Origin of the sequence: Rhizobium sp. SJZ105 (assembly GCF_007828365.1) — a bacterium.
Classification (GTDB): Bacteria; Pseudomonadota; Alphaproteobacteria; order Rhizobiales; family Rhizobiaceae; genus Agrobacterium; species Agrobacterium tumefaciens.
Window position 1 is genome coordinate 1 of the sequence record NZ_VIUP01000009.1, and the last position, 17698, is coordinate 17698.

Sequence of the window (17698 nt, forward strand, 5' to 3'; positions counted from 1 at the left end):
GCGCTTAAACTCTTCGCTGAAATTCGATTTGCTCATGATGCTCTTCTTGCCTCAAAATTAGGAAAGAAGGCGTCTACAAATCTTGGGGCTATTCATGGTTAAGGCTCTGAAGCTGATCCTCAGCACGCTTTTGGTCCGTAACATCGAAGCCATCAACGAAAATCCCGGTCACTGATCCGTTAAGGTCAAAAATTGGCTGGTAGATCAAATGTACGAAGCGCTGATCCGGCTGCTCCTTGCCATCCCGTTCAAGGAAAACAGGCACATAACGACCTATATACGGCGTGCCCGATCGAAAAACACCGTCGAGCAATTCGAAGAAGCCTTGCCCGGCAATCTCAGGCAGCGCCTCTCTGACGCTGAGGCCAAGGAGCTCGCGATGCCCGACAAGTTGATTATAGGCATCGTTGACCAGCTCGAACGTGTGTTCAGGCCCGCTGAGGATGCACATGAAACTTGGGGCTTGCTGGAACAGGGCGCGCATCCGATCTCGCTCCGCGGTCCGAAGTTCCACTTCTGAGGAGAGTTGACGATTGAGCTGCTCGAGTGCCAACGCTGCTTTTTCCCGGATCTCAGCAGCCTCCGCAAGCGCCGCTGCCCGTCGACGTTCTGTTTCGAACGCTTCGGCGCTCGCCAAGCGCGAGGTGATCTGGCCGGCAATCAATTTAAGGAAATCCAGGTAATCGTCGCTGACCGCCCGATGCGGATTGAGCCCGGTGATCATTACCCCCTTGGGTTGGTCGCTGGCTTGTCCGACCAAAGGAATGACCGCAGCCTGAGATGGCGCTCTTTGCCAGGGCCCCGACGGGATGACGTCTGTGGCCGACAACTGTATCAGATCCATGGCCTGTTCTTGCCAGGCGCGTTCAAGGTTCCAGATACCCACACCACGGTTTATTGTTACAGGCAATAAAGTGTCGTCTTCAGCTGTGCCGCAAACCCACCGGCGCATCGCATTGCCGTTCTCGTCAAAAACGTAAAGTGCGCAGAAGGGAAGATCCTGAGGGTTGTCGTTAAGCGCTTTGCGTGAAGCGTTGAAGACTTCGACCTCGGTGTCGGCCACGGCAAGGCCAGACGCCAGGGTGCGCATGGTTGCCAGGCGGCGTTCACTGATGACCCGCTCGGTTTCTTCCGTGACCGCGCAGAAGACGCCCTCGACCTTGCCATTGTCTCCGATCAGCGGACTGTAAGAGAAGGTATGATACGTTTCTTCCGGATACCCGTCGCGTTCGAGAAGCAAAAGCAGCGCGCGGTCCCAGGTTGCCTCTCCGCTTGAATAAACGGTTTCCAAGCGCCCTTTGATATCATTCCAGATTTCAGACCATAATATCTTTGTCGGCACAGCAAGCGCGTTGGGGTGCTTATTTCCCAAGGTCGGCCTATAGGCATCGTTATAGAAAAAGGCGATGTCTGGACCCCAGCCAAGCCACATTTCAAATTTTGAGGTGAGCAACAGCCGAATTGCGACCTTCAGCGCTTCGGGCCACTCGTCCGGACAACCAAGTGTACTATCCGCCCAGTCATGGCGCCGCATCATCTGCGCCATCTCTCCATCGCCAACAAATATGTCCCGATACCGGTCCGAAATTAATGCCATTCCACTTCCATCCCAATAAAGCACACCCTACGTAGAGCATTGATAACGCTTCGCTGGCCAGCTAGTTCTAGATCGATACCAGCTTTTGTATGGGGTGGGAGAAATTTGAAATTGAGCAAAGGCACATCACAACCTGAATGGAGTACAGCCGAGCTCAGGCGTGCTATCCAGTCGGCCGGGGTCGCGCTCTGGGCCTGGATCGTTGATGACGACACGTTTGTGATGGATGCCAAGGCTTACGAACTCTGGGACATTTGCGGCGAGGTAGACCTCACTTTCGAGCATCTTTCCGCCAAGGTGCATCCCGCCGACCGAGACCGCGTCAGGGCGGCGTTCGTCGCAACCCGCGCCATCGACGGCCCGTTTGAAATTGATTTCCGCATTCTCACGAACGCCTCCGACGTTCGTTGGATTTCCGCTCGGGGCCAGGGCAACGAGGGAGACGCTGCAACCGAAAAAATGACAGGCATCTTTCTTGACGTCACGGGCCGCAAGCAGGCGGAGGAAGGGCATGAACTCCTTGCCGGCGAGATGAGCCATCGCGTCAAGAATATTCTGGCTCTGGCCTCTGGATTAACAAATATCACCTCGCGGACGACCGAGACAAAAGAGGAAATGGCAAAGCAGTTGACTGAGCGACTGACGGCCCTCGGCAGGGCCCACGAACTGGTGCGCCCGCTCCCCGATGGCCAGGGGAGATCGGCATTGCTCGGTGACCTCTTTGCTGTGCTGCTTGCCCCTTACGACGACGTCGGAGCTTTTGCAGGTCGCATCCGCGTTGCTGTGCCGCGGATGGGATTAGGAGAAAAGGCCGCAACCAGCCTGGCACTCGTGATACACGAGTTGGCAACGAATTCGCTCAAATATGGTGCCTTGTCGAATAATGCGGGATTGCTCGACATATCCGGTTCTGTAATCGAAGACGAGGTCGAGATCGTCTGGAGCGAACACGGAGGCGACCCTGCCCAGTCGCCCAGATCTTCAGACGGTTACGGCAGTAAGATGTTGCACAGGACAGTCTCTGGACAACTCGGTGGATCAATCGACTATAACTGGGTAGAGGGCGGCGTCGTTGTAACGCTAAGGATGAAAGAAAGCCATCTTTCTGGATAAATGATCGGGGACCGAGAGTTGGCCCTCAAGCACCCGGCGTGCCGAGACAAAAGCCGAAGTCCCAACCACCGACAGGCTCGGCGCCCTTGCGGGGAAGCATCGACGCGCGTTCCACCAAAACTGATGGAGCCTCACCGTTCTGCGGGACTGAATATGGGTAATCAGAGTGTCGCACGGTTGCGTGGTGACAACATGGACATCGGTATCCCCGTGTCTTTCGGCCATTTAAGTGGCGATGACGGCCACTCTCCTCAAGGCAGAGTTTGTCCAATAGGCTACCTCGGTGTCTTCGCTTTTGCGGTCGAATAGCGACAAACACAAACCATGCCGAGGACCCATTACCCAGAGCGATGTCGCGCAACGGAGCACGTGTCTGCGCGTAGCTGCTGGGCGAATGACAGAGATGCTCCTTGAATGCATTTGAGAAATGTTGGCTTGAATTTAGGTCCGAGTGATCATCTCATCTATGCGTTGGAACGGGTCAGTGGTTCTGATCCCTTCAAGGCAGGGATCGTAACCCCCCTTTAAACAGGCTTTAGCAAAAACCGTTCAATTTAAGGATTCGATACGCTTCGATCGAGCTTCGAAGTGCATCCTCAGAATTGCGGTCTCCGTCATTGGCGTCGGGATGGTGCATTTTGAGCCTCTCCTTATAGCGGCTCTTGATTTCTTGGGATGTCGCCTGGGAAGAAAGGCCGAGTGTTTCGAAAGCTTTGGCTTCCAGTACCTTGAGCTTTCTCTGTTGGGCGCCGATCCGCGATTGCCCCTGCCGATCGGCTTTGCGAGCATTTAGCGTTTTTGCCGAGCCTGAACGAACTGAAGACGGTAACGGAGTTTCAGTCGCCGCGCTCACCCTCTTACCCCAGGTCGGGCGCGCACCCGTCGTCGCTTCTTTCTGGTAACGGGCGACGTCGGCATTGGAGGGTGGCGTCGTAAAACTATAACCCTTGTTGTAGTCAGTCACATGCTCAAGGCAGAATAAGAGGTAAAGACCTTCTGCACCCGATCCCACCGGCGCACGGTGAGTACCGCTCTTTTCACACCCGTCCCATTGGCATTTTGGGCCTGTGGCTTGGCTGGGCGATGGCGAGCGTTTGCGAGCGGATCGAAGACCTACGAATATTTTCGAATCATGCGTCATTAGAACTATATGGACGCGGAAGACCCCTAGGGCAACATCAGACACGTCCAATCTCGATCACACGGACAGCATGCGCGATAGCCAGCCTCACCGGGGGAAGCACTGTTTTCTTGGAAATTGGCCATTTGGAAATGGCCAGTATGGAAAATTTCGGGTCATGCTCATGTCTCGCTGAAAACCCCGCCCGCTCGACAATCATTCTCGCAAGGCGTGCATAGATCTTCCCGAGAAGACGATAGCTCGTGGTTGCGGTATTCTCGACGGATTGTCGGCCGCGAAATGGAAAAACGGGTCAAATCCTGCTGAAACTCAATACTCTTGAATTTTAGCATCATTCTTGGTATTTTGATATCAAAGAGATCATTTTTCCAAGGATGATATCAATGCCGGCAGTCACCATTCGTAACCTTTCTGAAGAAACACATCGCGCTCTGAGGGTGCGAGCGGCTCATCATGGCCGGAGCACGGAGGCCGAGATTCGTGCCATTATTGAAGCGGCTGTTCGTCCTCCGGAACGTATTCAGCTCGGTTCCTTGCTAGCGGCCATTGGTCGCGACGCCGAGCTTTCCAACAGCGACGTTGAAGCTCTTCAGAAAAGTCGCGACAAGACACCTGCTAAGCCGATGACCTTCGAATGATCTTGCTTGACACCAACGTCATATCCGAACCTTGGAAACCGGTTCCGGACGAGGCGGTGATTGCCTGGTTGGACGCCCAAGCTGTCGAAACGCTGTTCATCTCCGCAATAACGATTGCGGAACTTCGCTTCGGAATTGCTGCTATGCCTTCAGGCAGACGGCAAACTATCCTCCGCGACCGTCTCGAGGGCGAGGTGCTGCCACACTTTTCCGGCCGCATCCTGTCCTTCGATCTGACTACTTCTCAGTTTTACTCTGAACTGATGGCACGCACTCGAGCGTCTGGGAAAGCGATCGGCACGGCCGATGGCTACATTGCAGCCACAGCGGCTGCAAATGGCCTCACGATCTCAACTCGCGATACAAGCCCTTTCGAGGCTGCCGGGGTGAAAGTGATCAATGCCTGGTCCAGATAACCACAATGTTCATCTGGGTATCGTAAGGTCATATATTCTGAAGCGCTTTGAAAGGTGACTCAGAGATAATGCGTGCCTCTCGCAGCGAGATGTATTAGGAAATGGCGTGACGCAAGGCATTGTTTGTTCATCGAAACCGAGCTGGTTAGGCGCATAATTCCACAGATGGGTTGGGGGCGGCATCGTAGCGTATTCCCACAGTTGGGAATGAGGCTTCTGTCATTGCCAGCTGGCAAGCAGGACTTCAAGTGTAGCACGATCCTCGTCGTCCAGACGGGCGAGTCCTGGTGCTCGAACTGGGCCAACCGCAAGCCCCTGTATCTGCATCGCTTCCTTCACCACAGTCACATTGGCGCCGTTCCGGTATCGTGTCCGCAGCCGTTCGAACAACTCGATCTTTTCAACGATCTTACGTGCGGTCGAGAAATCGCCGGCCGTCAGTGCATCATGAACTTGCAGGGAAAATTGCGGTGCGACATTGACGAGACCGGATGTGAAACCGCGGGCTCCGACGGCGCAGAAGGCGGGAGCCCAGCTTTCTGCCAGTCCACACACGTAAAGTGAGCCGTCAGGATCGGAAGCGGCGATCGCACGCGACAGAAGCATAATATCCGTCGTCGCGAACTTTATGCCTGCGACATTCGGATGGCTCGATAGTCTGACCATGTCATTGACCGAGAACCCGTCGGCGCGGACATAGGCTACGAGAGGCAATTCGCTGCCTTCAGCCAGGCCGATAAAATAGTCGATCTGTGATTGCGGCGCTGCGAACGGGTCAACCGGCTGGTGGGACATGACCGCAGACGCGCCCATCTCCCTGGCCCGACGCGCCATGGACAGGGCCTCCCGCTGTGAGCGTCCAATCGCTGCAGTAACGGGGGCTTGCCCGTTCACCCCTTCAATCGCAGCTTCGTAGACCTTGAAAATTTCAGCGGGCGTCAACGCGTAAAACTCGCCGGTATTGCCCGCAGCAACGATATTGTGGATGCCCGCCTTTGCTACACGGGCATAGGCTTCGATGGTGACAGCTATATCGACTTCCCCGTCTGTCTCGTAAGCCGTTACGGGGACGCCGGAAATACCGTGCAGAGCCTGGCGGAAATCGAATGTCGTCATCAACTGGTTTCCTTAAAAATCAAAGGGCATCTTCAGATAGAAAATTTGTGAACGGCTACGCCCGCGACAGGCACATCAAACGCAACAAGCGTACCTGGGGTGGTTGTTCCGTTCGTTTCGGTCACAAGACTCGTCAGATAGATCGTTTTGAGGTCCGGGCCGCCGAAACATGGCATGGTCGGCCCTTTGAACGGCAACCTGTATATCTCAAAGAGTTCGCCCTCCGGCGAAAAGCGGTTGAGACGCCCGGCCTGAACGCCGGCGCTCCAGTAACAGCCTTCGCAATCGGTCGCCGCGCCATCAGGCCTGCCTTCGTCGGGTGCGAAATCGTGCAGGCGTTCGGCTGGACCGAGCCTGCCCGTCGCGACATCGAAATCGAACGCCTGATACATCAGACCGCTGCTATCGGAATGATACATGCGCGTTCCGTCCAGATTCCAGGCAAGCCCGTTCGATGTGAACATATCGCCATTGATGACAAGCTCGACGCCGCCATCTGGCGCGATACGATAGAGGCGGGCATTTCCTGTCTGCACGGCAGCCTCGTCGCGGGTTCCCACCCAGAAATGGCCATCGGGGCCGACCTTGCCGTCGTTGAGACGGCTGTCTGCTCGTCCTTCGTCCGGATCGCACAGCAGTTCGAGCGCGCCGTTTACGGGGTCTAGAAGGTGCACGCCCGTCTTGAGGCCCGCCACAACAAGGCCATTGTCGCAAAGACCGAGGCATCCCACCTGGGCGGGCATTTCGTATCTGTCGAGTTTGCCGCCCGGATGCAGGCAGAAAATGGCGGGGGCGAGAATGTCGACGAACCACAGATTCCCGGTACGCTCATCCCATGCCGGTGATTCGCCGACCTTCAACGGCGTGTCGATGAGAGAGCGGAGTTTCGGCTCTATGATGCGTGGCTGGATCACTGATTATTTTCCCTTGCCCTGTATGGCTCGCCTTTTGAAATGTGGAAAAACGGTTCTAGCTGCCGACGCCCTGAAACATGCGGGCACGGGCCTTTAGGATGTGATCTTTCATTGCGTCATGCGCGGCCTGTTCCTGGCGCGCAAAAATCGCTTCCACGATTGCCGTATGTTCGTTCTGTACCTCGCGCACATGTTGCGGCGTGCGCTTGAGGCTGAGGCTGCGTGTCACCGACTGGCCGATCGCGAAATGCGGCTTGAACCAGATCCGCACGGTGATGTGGAACTGGTTATGGCTCGCTTTCGCAATGGCTTCGTGCAGGGCAAAGTCCTCCTCCGCACCAAGATCGTTGCGCGCAAGACACTGTTCCAGCGCGGTAATGGCCTGTTCGATGCGGGCTTTGTCGGCAGCCTGCCAACTGCGCGCTGCAAGTTCGGCGGCTGCAGACTCAAGGCCGGACCGGAACTCGAAGAAACGCTGCACATCGGCAAGCGAGCCGACAGGAACCTGCTGCAACACGGATGAATCCGGCTGCTGGCGCACATAGGAGCCGGAACCTTTCTGCGAAACGATAAGCCCGTCGTTGCGCAGCCGCTCCAGCGCTTCGCGCACCACAGGCCGGGAAGCCCCGAACAGGGAAGCCAGATTTTGCTCCGACGGCAACCGCTCGTTCACGGGAAACCGCCCATCAGAAATCATTCCGATGATCTTTTCGTAGATGATGTCGCTCAAGCGAGTCTCGCCTCGAGCGGCGGCGGATGCGGTTTGATTGTCCATCAGCAGCCCTTCCGTTGCAAATCGCTGAAGTTAATGGGTTTCCTGCATTTCAATCGCAACAGAAATACCGGGGTTTTCGTGAACGTGGTTACTGTCGTGCCGGTTCTTTCCTCAAACCTGATCGTGAAAACCGGTCTACGAATAAAAAATATGTAAAAATCTGTCAATACTTGTAATCATCTGAAAACGCCCATATGGTCTGCCTGCCGGTGGAGGATCGGTGTGCTGGCTGGCCGGGAGGCTGTTGCGGTTCGGTGAAAGCTGTGTCGCTGCCGGTGATTTTTTGGGAGGATAGTCGATGCGCGATGGCGATAAATTTTCACTGGGCGTGACGCGCCGAACCTTTATGGCTGGGCTTGGCGGCGTCGCCGCCGTGTCCGTCATCGGGAGCTCGGCCCTGGCTGCTGCCGGCAAGGAAGCGCCGGAGCTGGCAGCCTTGGTAAAAGACGGCAAACTGCCGCCGTTGGCTGAACGTCTGCCAAAAAACCCGATGGTGGTGACGCCGCATGAAAAGATCGGCACCTATGGCGGCACATTGCGCCGCGGCCTGCGCGGTTCGTCGGACCATAACGGCATCCTGCGCATGGTCGGCAACCAGGGGCTGGTGCGCTGGAACATGGACTTTACCGAAGTTCTGCCCAACCTTGCCGAGAAATGGGAGGTCAATGACGACGCCTCCCAGTTCACCTTCTATCTGTTGCAGGGCGCGAAATGGTCTGATGGACATCCCTTTACCGCAGATGACGTGGTGTTCGCCATCGAGGACTGCATCAAGAACAAGGAGCTTTACAGCGCTACCCCGGCGCAGCTCTCCGTCGCCGGTAAGGCGGTCGATGTCGAGAAAGTCGATGATTTCACGGTCAGGTTCAAATTCGCAGCGCCAAACGCGCTCTATCTGGAAAACCTCGCCACGCCGCTCGGCCAGCATCCGACGCTGTTTGCCAAGCATTATTGCAGCAAGTTCCTGCCGAAATACAACACGGCGCTCGATGCCGACGTCAAGGCGGCTGGCGTGTCCAGCTGGACGGAACTGTTCCGCGCCAAGTGCGGCGACATCGAAATTCCGTCGCGCTGGTCGAATGTCGACAAGCCGACGCTCGACCCGTGGGTGGTCAAGGAACCCTATTCCGGCGGCGCGACCCGTGTGGTCATGACACGCAATCCTTACTTCTGGCAGGTCGATACGGAAGGCAACCAGCTTCCCTATATCAACGAAGTCAATTTCGGCATTTCGCAGGATGTCGAATCGTTGATGCTGAACGTCATCTCCGGCAAGATCGACATTCAGGAACGCCATATCAGCGTTCTCGCCAACAAGCCGACGCTGTCGCAGAACATGAAAAAGGGCGATTACCGTCTGTTGACGCTGGTGCCATCGGCTGCGCAGCAGTGCCAGATCTACCTCAACATCACCCACAAAGACCCTGAGATGCGCAAGATGTTCGGCGACAAGTCGTTCCGTCAGGCGCTGTCCATCGCGCTCAACCGCCAGGAAATCATCGACATCGTCTATTTCGGCCAGAGCGAGGGCTATCAGGCCGGGCCGCGCCCGACGCATCCCTGGTATCACGAAAAGCTGGCGCGTCAGAACACCGAATACGATGTCGCCAAGGCGAACGATCTTCTCGACAAGGCCGGCTACGACAAGAAGAACGGCAACGGCATGCGGCTCCGGCCCGACGGCCAGCCGATTTTCTTCTCGATCGATGTGATCCCGACACTCTATCCCGATCTGGTCGATGCGCTCGAACTGGTGAAGGCGCAGTGGGCGCAAATCGGCGTCGATATCAAGGTCAACACCATCGAACGCGCGCTGTACTACACACGCGGCGATGATAACGCCCATGATGCGGCGGTCTGGCCGGGTCCGGGCGGTCTCGATCCGATGCTCGACCCGCGTGACTTCTTCGCGTTCCACCCGCAGGGGTCGCGCTACGCCATTCCGTGGGCGCTTTGGTACACATCCAACGGGCAGAAGGGGGAAGAGCCGCCGGAAAGCCAGAAGAAGCGCTTCAAACTGTTCGATGAAGCGCGTTCGACGGCCGACCTTGTCAAGCGCGGCGAGAAGATGAAGGAAATCTTCGATATTGCGGCGGAAGAGTTCGAGACGATCGGTCTTTGCCTTGCCGTTGGTGGTTTCGGTATCATCCGCAACAACCTTCGCAACGTGCCGGAGAAAGAACCCGACAGCTGGTCATGGCCCAACCCCGGCCCGGCGTTGCCGCAACAGTTCACCTTCACAAGCTGACACCGCCACATGGGCGTCGCTTCATCAATGCGGCGGCGCCTCTCAGGTTGCTTCGACCACCCGCAAGCCGTCTCGTAGTGGAAGGCGGCGCGTGTGGTAAAACGTGATTGCGAGAACGTCATGCTGCTATTTATCGTAAAACGCCTGCTGTGGATGATACCGTCCCTGTTCGCCGTCAGTTTTCTTGCCTTTGTACTGATCCAGCTGCCACCCGGTGACTATGTGACGACTTACATCGCCACGCTTGCTGCGTCCAACGAAGTCATAGACCACAATACGGCGGCGCAACTGCGAGAGCGCTTCGGCCTCGATGACCCGATGATCGTGCAATATCTCAAATGGATATGGGGCATCATCAGTCGCGGCGATTTTGGCATCTCGTTCGAATGGCAGCAGCCCGTTTCCGGCCTCATCTGGGAGCGCATGGCGCTGACGCTGGTTCTGGCCATAGCAAGCCTTCTCGCAACCTGGGCCATCGCACTTCCGATCGGCGTCTTCTCCGCCGTGCGCAAATATTCGATCGGTGATTATCTTTTTACCGCCTTCTCCTTTTTCGGCCTGTCCATACCGTCATTCCTTCTGGCGCTGGTGCTGATGTATGTCGCGGCGGTGGAGTTTGGGGCCGATGTCGGAGGGCTGTTTTCGGCGGAGTACGAGACTGCCTCGTGGAGCATCGCCAAGATGATGGATCTGATGGCCCACATCTGGCTACCAGTTGCGATCCTCGCGGTGTCCTCCACGGCAAGCCTCATCCGCGTCATGCGCGCGAACATGCTGGACGAATTACCCAAACCCTACGTGACCACCGCGCGCGCAAAGGGATTGTCCGAGTTCCGGCTGCTGACGAAATATCCTTTGAGAATTGCGCTCAACCCATTCATTTCCACGATTGCATGGCTGTTGCCCAATCTTATTTCAGGCTCGGTTGTGGTTGCTATCGTGCTCAATCTGCCGACGGCCGCGCCGCTGCTTTTACAGTCGCTGATGGCGCAGGACATGTATCTCGCCGGCGCCTTTGTGCTTTTGATCTGCGGATTGACGTTGATCGGATCACTCATCAGCGACATCCTTCTTGCGCTGGTCGATCCGCGCATCCGTCTCGAATAGGAGGGCGCCATGAGCGATATCGCCATCACCACCAATACCCGGCCGGACCGCGCTGCCGTCGCCTCGCAATGGCAACTGATCTGGTGGGCGTTCAAGCGCCACAGGCTGGCCATGGCCGCCCTGTTCGTCACCATCGCAATGTATATCGTCGCGCTTTTGCCAGGTTTCTTCGCCATCAACGATCCGGTTCTGCAGAATGCGCGCGCCACCTTCCATCCGCCGCAACGTGTGCATTTCATCGATACGACGGACGGCCTCTCGCTTGGTCTGCACTATTATCCGCTGAAGCTGACGCGTGATCCCGAAACGCTGGCGGCGGTGTTCGTCGAAGATACGGCCAAGAAAATCCCGATCCAGCTATTCGGTCGCGGCTACGAATATTCGGTGCTCGGCCTGTTCACCACGGATATCCATCTGCTGGCCTCGACCGACAAGACCCGACCGCTCTTCCTTTTCGGCGCGGATCGCCTTGGCCGTGATGTTTTCAGCCGGGTAATACAGGGCTCGCAGATTTCGCTGTCCATCGGTCTCGTCGGCGTGTTTTTCTCGCTGCTTCTCGGTGTCGTTCTGGGCGGTATCTCCGGTTATTATGGCGGCCGCATCGATTTTGTCATGCAGCGCGTCATCGACTTCGTTTTGTCGCTGCCGACTATTCCCATCTGGCTGGCGCTTGCCGCTGCCCTGCCGCAGGGTTGGCCGGCAACGCTGCAATATATGATGATCACCATCATCCTGTCCTTGACCGGCTGGGCGCAGCTTGCCCGCGTCGTGCGCGGCAGGTTCCTGTCACTGAGGACGGAAGAGTTCGTGGCGGCAGCCCGGCTGGATGGTGTGCCGGAAGCGCGCATCATTTTCCGCCATATGCTGCCGAGTTTTTCGAGCCACATCATCGCCTCAGTCACGCTTGCGGTTCCGGCGATGATCCTTGCGGAAACCTCGCTGTCCTTCCTCGGTCTTGGCCTCCAGCCGCCGACCATTTCCTGGGGCGTGCTGCTTCGCGAGGCGCAGAATATTCGCTCGATCGCAACCGCGCCGTGGCTGTTCCTGCCCGGCGTGGCTGTTGTCGTTGCCGTCATGGCGCTCAATCTGCTCGGTGACGGTTTGCGTGACGCAGCCGACCCCTATAACAAGTGAGGCCCCGGATGAGCGACATTCTCTCCATGAAGCCAGACCGACCGCTGCTTGACGTCCGCAATCTGGTCACCGAATTTCCCGTGCGAAACGGCATTTTCCGCGCGGTAAACGATCTGTCTTTTTCCATCGATCCCGGCAAGACGCTCTGCGTTGTGGGTGAAAGCGGTTCCGGCAAATCCGTCACCGCCCGCTCGATCCTGCAGATCATCGACAGCCCCGGTTACATCGCTTCCGGGTCGATCATCCTCAACCGTGCCGACGGCACGTCGCTGGATCTCGCAAAGCTCGATCCGCGCAGCCGGGCCATCCGCTCGGTGCGCGGCGCAGACATCGCGATGATTTTTCAAGAGCCGATGTCGTCGCTGTCGCCGGTGCATACCGTCGGTGATCAGATCACCGAAGTTCTGCGGCTGCACTTGAAGATGAGCAAGGCGCAGGCCCGGGCGGAAGCCATCGAGCTGCTGCGACAGGTGGAAATTCCCAACCCCGAAAAGGCGCTGGATCGTTATGCCTTCCAATATTCCGGCGGCATGCGCCAGCGCGCCATGATCGCCATGGCGCTGGCCTGCAAACCGCAACTGTTGATCGCCGACGAACCGACAACCGCGCTGGACGTCACGACGCAGGCCGAAATCCTCGACCTGATATCGCGGCTGCAAAAGGCTCATGGCATGGCGGTGCTCTTCATCACCCACGACATGGGCGTGGTGGCGCAGATTGCCGATGACGTGCTAGTCATGCATCACGGCGTCGCCAAGGAATATGGCACTGTCGATGAAATATTCCACAATCCGCAAGACCCCTATACGCGTATGCTGATCGGCTCGGTTCTGAAGCTGGAGCAGAAGGCGGAAATCCGGCTGGCCCGCCCGCCGCTCGATCTTGCCGCGGCGCCTATCCTGGAAGTAAACGACCTCTCGATGCACTTCGGTGAGATGAAGGCGCTGGATGGCGTGTCGATCAAGCTGCTTCCGGGCGAAACGCTCGGCATCGTCGGCGAAAGCGGCTCCGGCAAGACCACCATGGGCCGCTCGATCATGCGCCTCTACGATCCGACCGGGGGCGAGATGCGCTATCGCCGGGCGGATGGCACGGTGGTCGATCTTGCCAAAATCGAAGGTGCGGAGCTGAAAGCGGCGCGGCGTGAGTTGCGCATGGTTTTTCAGGATCCGTTCGGTTCGCTCAATCCGCGCATGACGGTGGCACAGGTCATCGGCGAGCCGCTGCTGGTCAACGGCATTGCGAAAGGCAAGGAACTGGATGAGCGCGTCTGCGCCCTGATGGAGCAGGTGGGTCTGGACCCTGCCGGACGTGAGCGTTATCCACACGCCTTTTCCGGCGGCCAGCGCCAGCGCATCGGTATCGCCCGCGCCATCACGCTCCGGCCGCGCATCATCGTTGCGGATGAGGCGACATCGGCGCTCGATGTTTCGGTGCGTTTCCAGGTGCTGGACCTGCTCATGCGGCTGCAGGACGAACTTGGCCTGGCTTACATCTTCATCAGCCATGACATCGGCGTTATCAGATACATGTGCGACCGCGTCGGAGTGATGTATCGCGGCAAGCTTGTTGAGGTGGGAGACGCCGAAAAAGTCTGCAACGCGCCGGATCACCCTTATACGCAGGCACTTCTGTCGGCCATTCCGCGCCCGGATCCGCGCGATCGCGACCGCACGAGAAGGTTCCGCTACGTCGAGCCGCCCGAGATCAAGAACGGAGCTGCTGCCAGATAACGGCGCGGCTGTTGCTTCTCGCAATCCAAGAGGAAGACCAAAGCATGAAAATCGATCGCATGCGGGTATTCGTTACCCGCGACAAGGACCGCCCCCGCGTTATCGTCGCTCTCGATACCGATGACGGTTTGACCGGCTGGGGCGAATGCTACAATCACGGCCCCGATCTCGCATTGCCCCCGGTTCTGGATTACCTCTACGGCTTTCTTGCCGGGCAGGATCCGACTCGGGTCGAGTATCTCTACAATCTCCTCCTCCAACAAAACCGCTTTCCGCCCGGAGCACTCGGTCTTTCGGCAATCTCAGCGCTTGACCATTGCCTCTGGGACCTTGCCGCCAAGGCGGCGGGGGTGCCTGTCTACAAGCTTTTGGGCGGCGAAGTGCGTGATCGTATCAAGGTTTACGCCGGCGTCTACACGGCACCGGATGCGCCGGCGGCAAGGGAAGAATTCGATCGTCTCAACGAAGACTGGGGGTTCACAGCCTTCAAGCTAAGCCCATGGCGCGTCGATATTCACGCCCATCGCTGGGGTGAGGTGGTGCGCAGTTCGGCCGAATACTTCCGCTCGCTTCGCGAAACCGTGCGGCCCGACTACGATATTGCCTTCGATGCGCATGCCAAGATTTTCGAGCCTGCTGCCGCTCGTCAACTGGGCAATGCGCTTGCCCCTTACGATCCCTTATTTTTTGAAGAGCCGTTGCGTCCGGAAAATATCGAGATGTGGGGAGACCTGAAGCAGGGGCTGAACTGCACGCTGGCAACCGGTGAAAGTCTTTACAACCGCAATGACTTCCTGCGTCTTCTGCAAGTCCGGGGCGCCGATATCATTCAACCCGACATCTGCGTTGTCGGTGGTATTTCGGAAATGCGCCGCATCGCCACGCTTGCAGAGGCGCATTTCGTCAGCATCGCACCGCACAACCCGATGGGGCCGCTCGCCACCGCCGTCAACGTGCATTTCTCCGCCGCCCAGCAGAATTTCCGTATTCTTGAATACAGGCTGCCGAAAGGGCAGTGCTATGTTTATGGCGGCACCGACCTAGAAAAACGCGAGGATGAAACGCGCTATGTTGTCGACCCTTATTTGCCAAAGGATGGATACCTGGACCTGAGGCCGGACCGACCGGGTTGGGGAGTCGAGATGGATGAAAAGGCCATGCAGGAAGATGGCTATGTTCACTGGCAGCGACGCGTGCCGAAACGGCCTGATGGCTCATATGCTTTTGCCTGAAACGGTTACGATTGCCTTCAGGCAGCTTTCGGCCCGCCTCCACCCTTGCTGGGGTGGAAGGATGACGCATCTGCACCACGAGGATCACGGCGATATCCTGGTGCCGACAGCGGAGGAGTCTTTTGACCCGTTGAACTGGCCGAGGGCAGGTGCCTATCCGCTCATTCCTTACCACAACAGGTTATATGGCAGCTCATTCGTTCACGCGGATATCCGCCACGACCTTCTTCCACATCCCGCCCTTTCGCCTGATGCCATGCATGGACCTGCTCACCGACGATCGTGGGATATTTCCAGCCTGGCGCCCGATCAGTGCACGCTGGTGCTTGACTATAAGGCGGATGCTGAGTGGCCATTTTCCTTCCGCGCTGAACAATCTTTTTTGCTTGAAAGCAACCGTTTGACGGTGGAATTGTCGATAACCAATCTGGAAGACCGGCCTGTGCCGGTTTCGCTTGGCTGGCATCCCTATTTTGCGGCAGAATTGGGCTGCGACGCTAGCACCGATGCCAAACTGCAATATCCCCTCGATGTGCAGAACGTGCCAACCGGCCAGCAAGCGGTGCCCCGCTCGAAACCTGCCATTCCTTCTACGACGGGATACACCTTGCACTTCACCGACTGGTCATATGCGCGCATCGGTTTTGGCAGTTTTTCACTGTTGCTCGAGGCGGATCCCGTTTTTAGCAATCTCGCTGCCCACCGTATGGACCGCTATCTTTGTCTTGAACCCGTTTCCATGGTCGCCGGAGCGCTTGGCTTACCGGAACCAGAGCGAAATGGCCGCGGCGTCGAAACGATCTCGCCGGGACAACGACTGTCTGGGTGTATCAGGCTTTCTATTGAAAGTTGACAGGGGCGTAGGTGCCTCACGCACATAACGGCTATTCCGGGCGCTCCGCCTGTCCTGAATCCTGCACAATCAGCAAGGTTATGCGTTCCTATCTCAAGGATATCCCCTGGCGATCAACGTCTTCCGAGCGGCGGCGTATGCCTCCTGCAGCGCCTAGTGGCCTTGGCCCGTCAAGAGGTGTTGTCACGCTAACCGGCTTGCCGTTGCCAACGTTTTGGATTGGGCGCGCAGTCGATGAGGATGGCGTCGTTCTCGAAGAAATTTTACAGAAGCGACGTGACAAAAGGGAGGCCGAGCGCCTACTCGTGTCTTTGATGAAGCGCTGTAGTTTTGCTCCCTAGCGGATCATCACTGACAAGCTGCGCTCCTACGAGTGCGGCAAATGCGGACGTGGCTGCCGGCCTTAACAATTGGTCGCACAAGAGCTTCAACAATCGGGCCGAGAACAGCCATATGCCGTTTCGAAACGAGAACGAACCCTGCAGGGTCGCCGATCGCCCGGAGTATTGCAACGGTTCGTTTCTATGCACTGCGCTACCCACATCGCTTTTCTGTTTCCGCCCGCCGCCGCGCCGCAAAAACAATTCGCTACCGCCTCGAAGCGTTCGATAGATCGAAAGTTGCTGCCTGCATCGCTTGAAAATTCGAGCCGCTGCCTTTCTCGGCCTAGGTAACTTAACGTGACAACATCCCATGAGGTTATGCTTCAAGCCGGAGTCTGTCGTGCGCTCGTCCGCAGGCGAATGTAACGACATTGTCTTTACGATGCTTGTAAAGATAATGTCGTTACGCTATATATAAATGGGCTTGGATAGGAGTTTCCCATGCCGACCTCACACACGGGTAAGAGCCCGGACGCAAGTGTGCCGCTGAATATGCGCATTAAACCTGCCACTCGCAACTTGATCGATCGCGCCGCAGAGTTGCTCGGCAAAACGCGCACAGATTTCATGTTGGAAGCTTCCGAGCGCCGTGCGGAGGAGGTGCTGCTCGACCGTACAATCGTCACGGTAAGCCCCGAAATTTATGCCGAATATCTTGCCCGTCTCGATGCGCCTGCTCAGCCCAATGAGCGTCTAAAGCGCACGATGTCGACCAAAGCGCCCTGGGATGAGGCGTGACTCTCAGCGCACCAGTCCCCCTGGCCGATCATCACGAACTGGCCGAATTCAATTCTGGAGTACCTGAACTGGACGACTGGCTTCGGCGCCGTGCCCGGGCCAATCAAGCAGGCGGCGCGTCGCGGACCTTTGTCGTTTGCGACGAGAGCCGCGTCATCGCGTACTACGCCCTGGCCTCTGGCTCCGTGAAACCGCCGGAAGTGCCTGGTCGCTTTCGGCGCAATATGCCTGATCCAATCCCAGTTGCAGTGCTTGGCCGCCTCGCCATTGATCAATCCTGTCAAGGGCGTGGTATCGGCAGGGCATTGGTGCGCGACGCGGGTTTGCGCCTGCTGAATGCCGCTGAAGTGCTCGGGATCCGCGGCGTGCTGGTCCATGCGATTTCTGATGACGCACGAGCCTTCTACGAAGCCGTCGGCTTCCTGTCTTCTCCGTCCGATCCCATGATGCTGATGGTCGGTTTGCACGACCTCAATAACGCGCTGAACACCTAAACGAAATTCATCAATAATTTTCGTTTGAGTCCATTCCACTGTGTTTCTAAGCCAATGGAACTGCTC

General features: G+C 57.3%; 16 protein-coding genes. 11 read left to right on the forward strand and 5 right to left on the reverse strand.

Annotated elements, in window-relative coordinates; all coding sequences use genetic code 11:
• Nucleotides 1-88: 88 nt before the first annotated feature.
• Nucleotides 89-1546, reverse strand: coding sequence for a PAS domain-containing protein (locus FB593_RS21255; protein WP_321186298.1), 1458 nt, complete (start codon nt 1544-1546; stop codon nt 89-91).
• Nucleotides 1547-1702: 156 nt separating this feature from the next.
• On the opposite strand from FB593_RS21255, the gene FB593_RS21260 reads away from it, so the two are divergent.
• A complete protein-coding gene (locus FB593_RS21260; RefSeq protein ID WP_019565741.1) occupies nt 1703-2710 on the forward strand; it encodes a sensor histidine kinase in 1008 nt (335 codons plus the stop codon).
• 535 nt (nt 2711-3245) lie between these two features.
• On the opposite strand, the gene FB593_RS21265 is transcribed toward FB593_RS21260, so the two are convergent.
• Complete coding sequence (locus FB593_RS21265) at nt 3246-3851, reverse strand: J domain-containing protein (protein WP_003517207.1); 606 nt, start codon at nt 3849-3851, stop codon at nt 3246-3248.
• A 383-nt stretch (nt 3852-4234) separates the two neighbouring features.
• Between FB593_RS21265 and FB593_RS21270 the strand changes: the two genes are divergently transcribed.
• Together FB593_RS21270 and FB593_RS21275 are read left to right on the forward strand one after the other, a co-directional pair.
• Entirely contained in the window at nt 4235-4489 is a 255-nt protein-coding gene (locus FB593_RS21270) for a FitA-like ribbon-helix-helix domain-containing protein (RefSeq protein ID WP_003517203.1), read from the forward strand.
• Nucleotides 4486-4905, forward strand: coding sequence for a type II toxin-antitoxin system VapC family toxin (locus FB593_RS21275; RefSeq protein ID WP_145166913.1), 420 nt, complete (start codon nt 4486-4488; stop codon nt 4903-4905). Before FB593_RS21270 ends, FB593_RS21275 begins: the two co-directional genes overlap by 4 nt.
• Before the next feature lie 219 nt (nt 4906-5124).
• Here the strand turns inward: FB593_RS21275 and FB593_RS21280 are convergent, their stop codons facing one another.
• From FB593_RS21280 to FB593_RS21290, 3 genes are read right to left on the reverse strand one after another with little or no spacing between them, the layout of a single operon-like run.
• A complete protein-coding gene (locus FB593_RS21280) occupies nt 5125-6021 on the reverse strand; it encodes a dihydrodipicolinate synthase family protein (protein ID WP_013637432.1) in 897 nt (298 codons plus the stop codon).
• Between the two features lie 32 nt (nt 6022-6053).
• Nucleotides 6054-6935 (reverse strand): SMP-30/gluconolactonase/LRE family protein, encoded by an 882-nt coding sequence (locus FB593_RS21285; protein ID WP_145166914.1) that lies wholly within the window; start codon nt 6933-6935, stop codon nt 6054-6056.
• A gap of 55 nt (nt 6936-6990) precedes the next feature.
• Nucleotides 6991-7710 carry a FadR/GntR family transcriptional regulator gene (locus FB593_RS21290; RefSeq protein ID WP_003517195.1) on the reverse strand — a complete coding sequence of 240 codons (720 nt, stop codon included), beginning with the start codon at nt 7708-7710 and terminating at the stop codon, nt 6991-6993.
• A gap of 298 nt (nt 7711-8008) precedes the next feature.
• On the opposite strand from FB593_RS21290, the gene FB593_RS21295 reads away from it, so the two are divergent.
• The 8 genes from FB593_RS21295 to FB593_RS21335 all read left to right on the forward strand — a co-directional run bounded on the left by FB593_RS21295 (nt 8009) and on the right by FB593_RS21335 (nt 17632).
• The gene (locus tag FB593_RS21295; protein WP_145166915.1) at nt 8009-9958 is read left to right on the forward strand and encodes an ABC transporter substrate-binding protein; all 1950 of its coding nucleotides are present in this window, start codon (nt 8009-8011) and stop codon (nt 9956-9958) included.
• A 120-nt stretch (nt 9959-10078) separates the two neighbouring features.
• Nucleotides 10079-11065 (forward strand): ABC transporter permease, encoded by a 987-nt coding sequence (locus FB593_RS21300; protein WP_003517191.1) that lies wholly within the window; start codon nt 10079-10081, stop codon nt 11063-11065.
• Between the two features lie 9 nt (nt 11066-11074).
• On the forward strand, nt 11075-12199 hold the full coding sequence (locus FB593_RS21305; protein WP_003517190.1) for an ABC transporter permease: 1125 nt from the start codon (nt 11075-11077) through the stop codon (nt 12197-12199).
• 8 nt (nt 12200-12207) lie between these two features.
• Entirely contained in the window at nt 12208-13932 is a 1725-nt protein-coding gene (locus FB593_RS21310) for an ABC transporter ATP-binding protein (RefSeq protein WP_019565751.1), read from the forward strand.
• 44 nt (nt 13933-13976) lie between these two features.
• A complete protein-coding gene (locus tag FB593_RS21315; protein ID WP_145166916.1) occupies nt 13977-15164 on the forward strand; it encodes a galactarate dehydratase in 1188 nt (395 codons plus the stop codon).
• Entirely contained in the window at nt 15151-16017 is an 867-nt protein-coding gene (locus FB593_RS21320; protein WP_145166983.1) for an aldose 1-epimerase, read from the forward strand. The genes FB593_RS21315 and FB593_RS21320 overlap by 14 nt, the downstream gene beginning before the upstream one ends.
• A gap of 824 nt (nt 16018-16841) precedes the next feature.
• Nucleotides 16842-17138 carry a DUF1778 domain-containing protein gene (locus tag FB593_RS21330; protein ID WP_019565754.1) on the forward strand — a complete coding sequence of 99 codons (297 nt, stop codon included), beginning with the start codon at nt 16842-16844 and terminating at the stop codon, nt 17136-17138.
• Nucleotides 17135-17632 carry a GNAT family N-acetyltransferase gene (locus FB593_RS21335; protein ID WP_019565755.1) on the forward strand — a complete coding sequence of 166 codons (498 nt, stop codon included), beginning with the start codon at nt 17135-17137 and terminating at the stop codon, nt 17630-17632. Before FB593_RS21330 ends, FB593_RS21335 begins: the two co-directional genes overlap by 4 nt.
• Nucleotides 17633-17698 lie beyond the last annotated feature (66 nt).

Excerpts from the sequence above, each read along its gene's own strand:
- FB593_RS21255 (WP_321186298.1), bottom strand. The coding sequence starts at position 1,546 with ATGGCGCAGATGATGCGGCGCCATGACTGGGCGGATAGTACACTTGGT.
- FB593_RS21305 (WP_003517190.1), top strand. The coding sequence starts at position 11,075 with ATGAGCGATATCGCCATCACCACCAATACCCGGCCGGACCGCGCTGCC.
- FB593_RS21315 (WP_145166916.1), top strand. The coding sequence starts at position 13,977 with ATGAAAATCGATCGCATGCGGGTATTCGTTACCCGCGACAAGGACCGC.
- FB593_RS21300 (WP_003517191.1), top strand. The coding sequence starts at position 10,079 with ATGCTGCTATTTATCGTAAAACGCCTGCTGTGGATGATACCGTCCCTG.
- FB593_RS21320 (WP_145166983.1), top strand. The coding sequence starts at position 15,151 with ATGCTTTTGCCTGAAACGGTTACGATTGCCTTCAGGCAGCTTTCGGCC.
- FB593_RS21280 (WP_013637432.1), bottom strand. The coding sequence starts at position 6,021 with ATGACGACATTCGATTTCCGCCAGGCTCTGCACGGTATTTCCGGCGTC.
- FB593_RS21330 (WP_019565754.1), top strand. The coding sequence starts at position 16,842 with ATGCCGACCTCACACACGGGTAAGAGCCCGGACGCAAGTGTGCCGCTG.
- FB593_RS21265 (WP_003517207.1), bottom strand. The coding sequence starts at position 3,851 with ATGACGCATGATTCGAAAATATTCGTAGGTCTTCGATCCGCTCGCAAA.
- FB593_RS21295 (WP_145166915.1), top strand. The coding sequence starts at position 8,009 with ATGCGCGATGGCGATAAATTTTCACTGGGCGTGACGCGCCGAACCTTT.
- FB593_RS21310 (WP_019565751.1), top strand. The coding sequence starts at position 12,208 with ATGAGCGACATTCTCTCCATGAAGCCAGACCGACCGCTGCTTGACGTC.
- FB593_RS21270 (WP_003517203.1), top strand. The coding sequence starts at position 4,235 with ATGCCGGCAGTCACCATTCGTAACCTTTCTGAAGAAACACATCGCGCT.
- FB593_RS21275 (WP_145166913.1), top strand. The coding sequence starts at position 4,486 with ATGATCTTGCTTGACACCAACGTCATATCCGAACCTTGGAAACCGGTT.
- FB593_RS21290 (WP_003517195.1), bottom strand. The coding sequence starts at position 7,710 with ATGGACAATCAAACCGCATCCGCCGCCGCTCGAGGCGAGACTCGCTTG.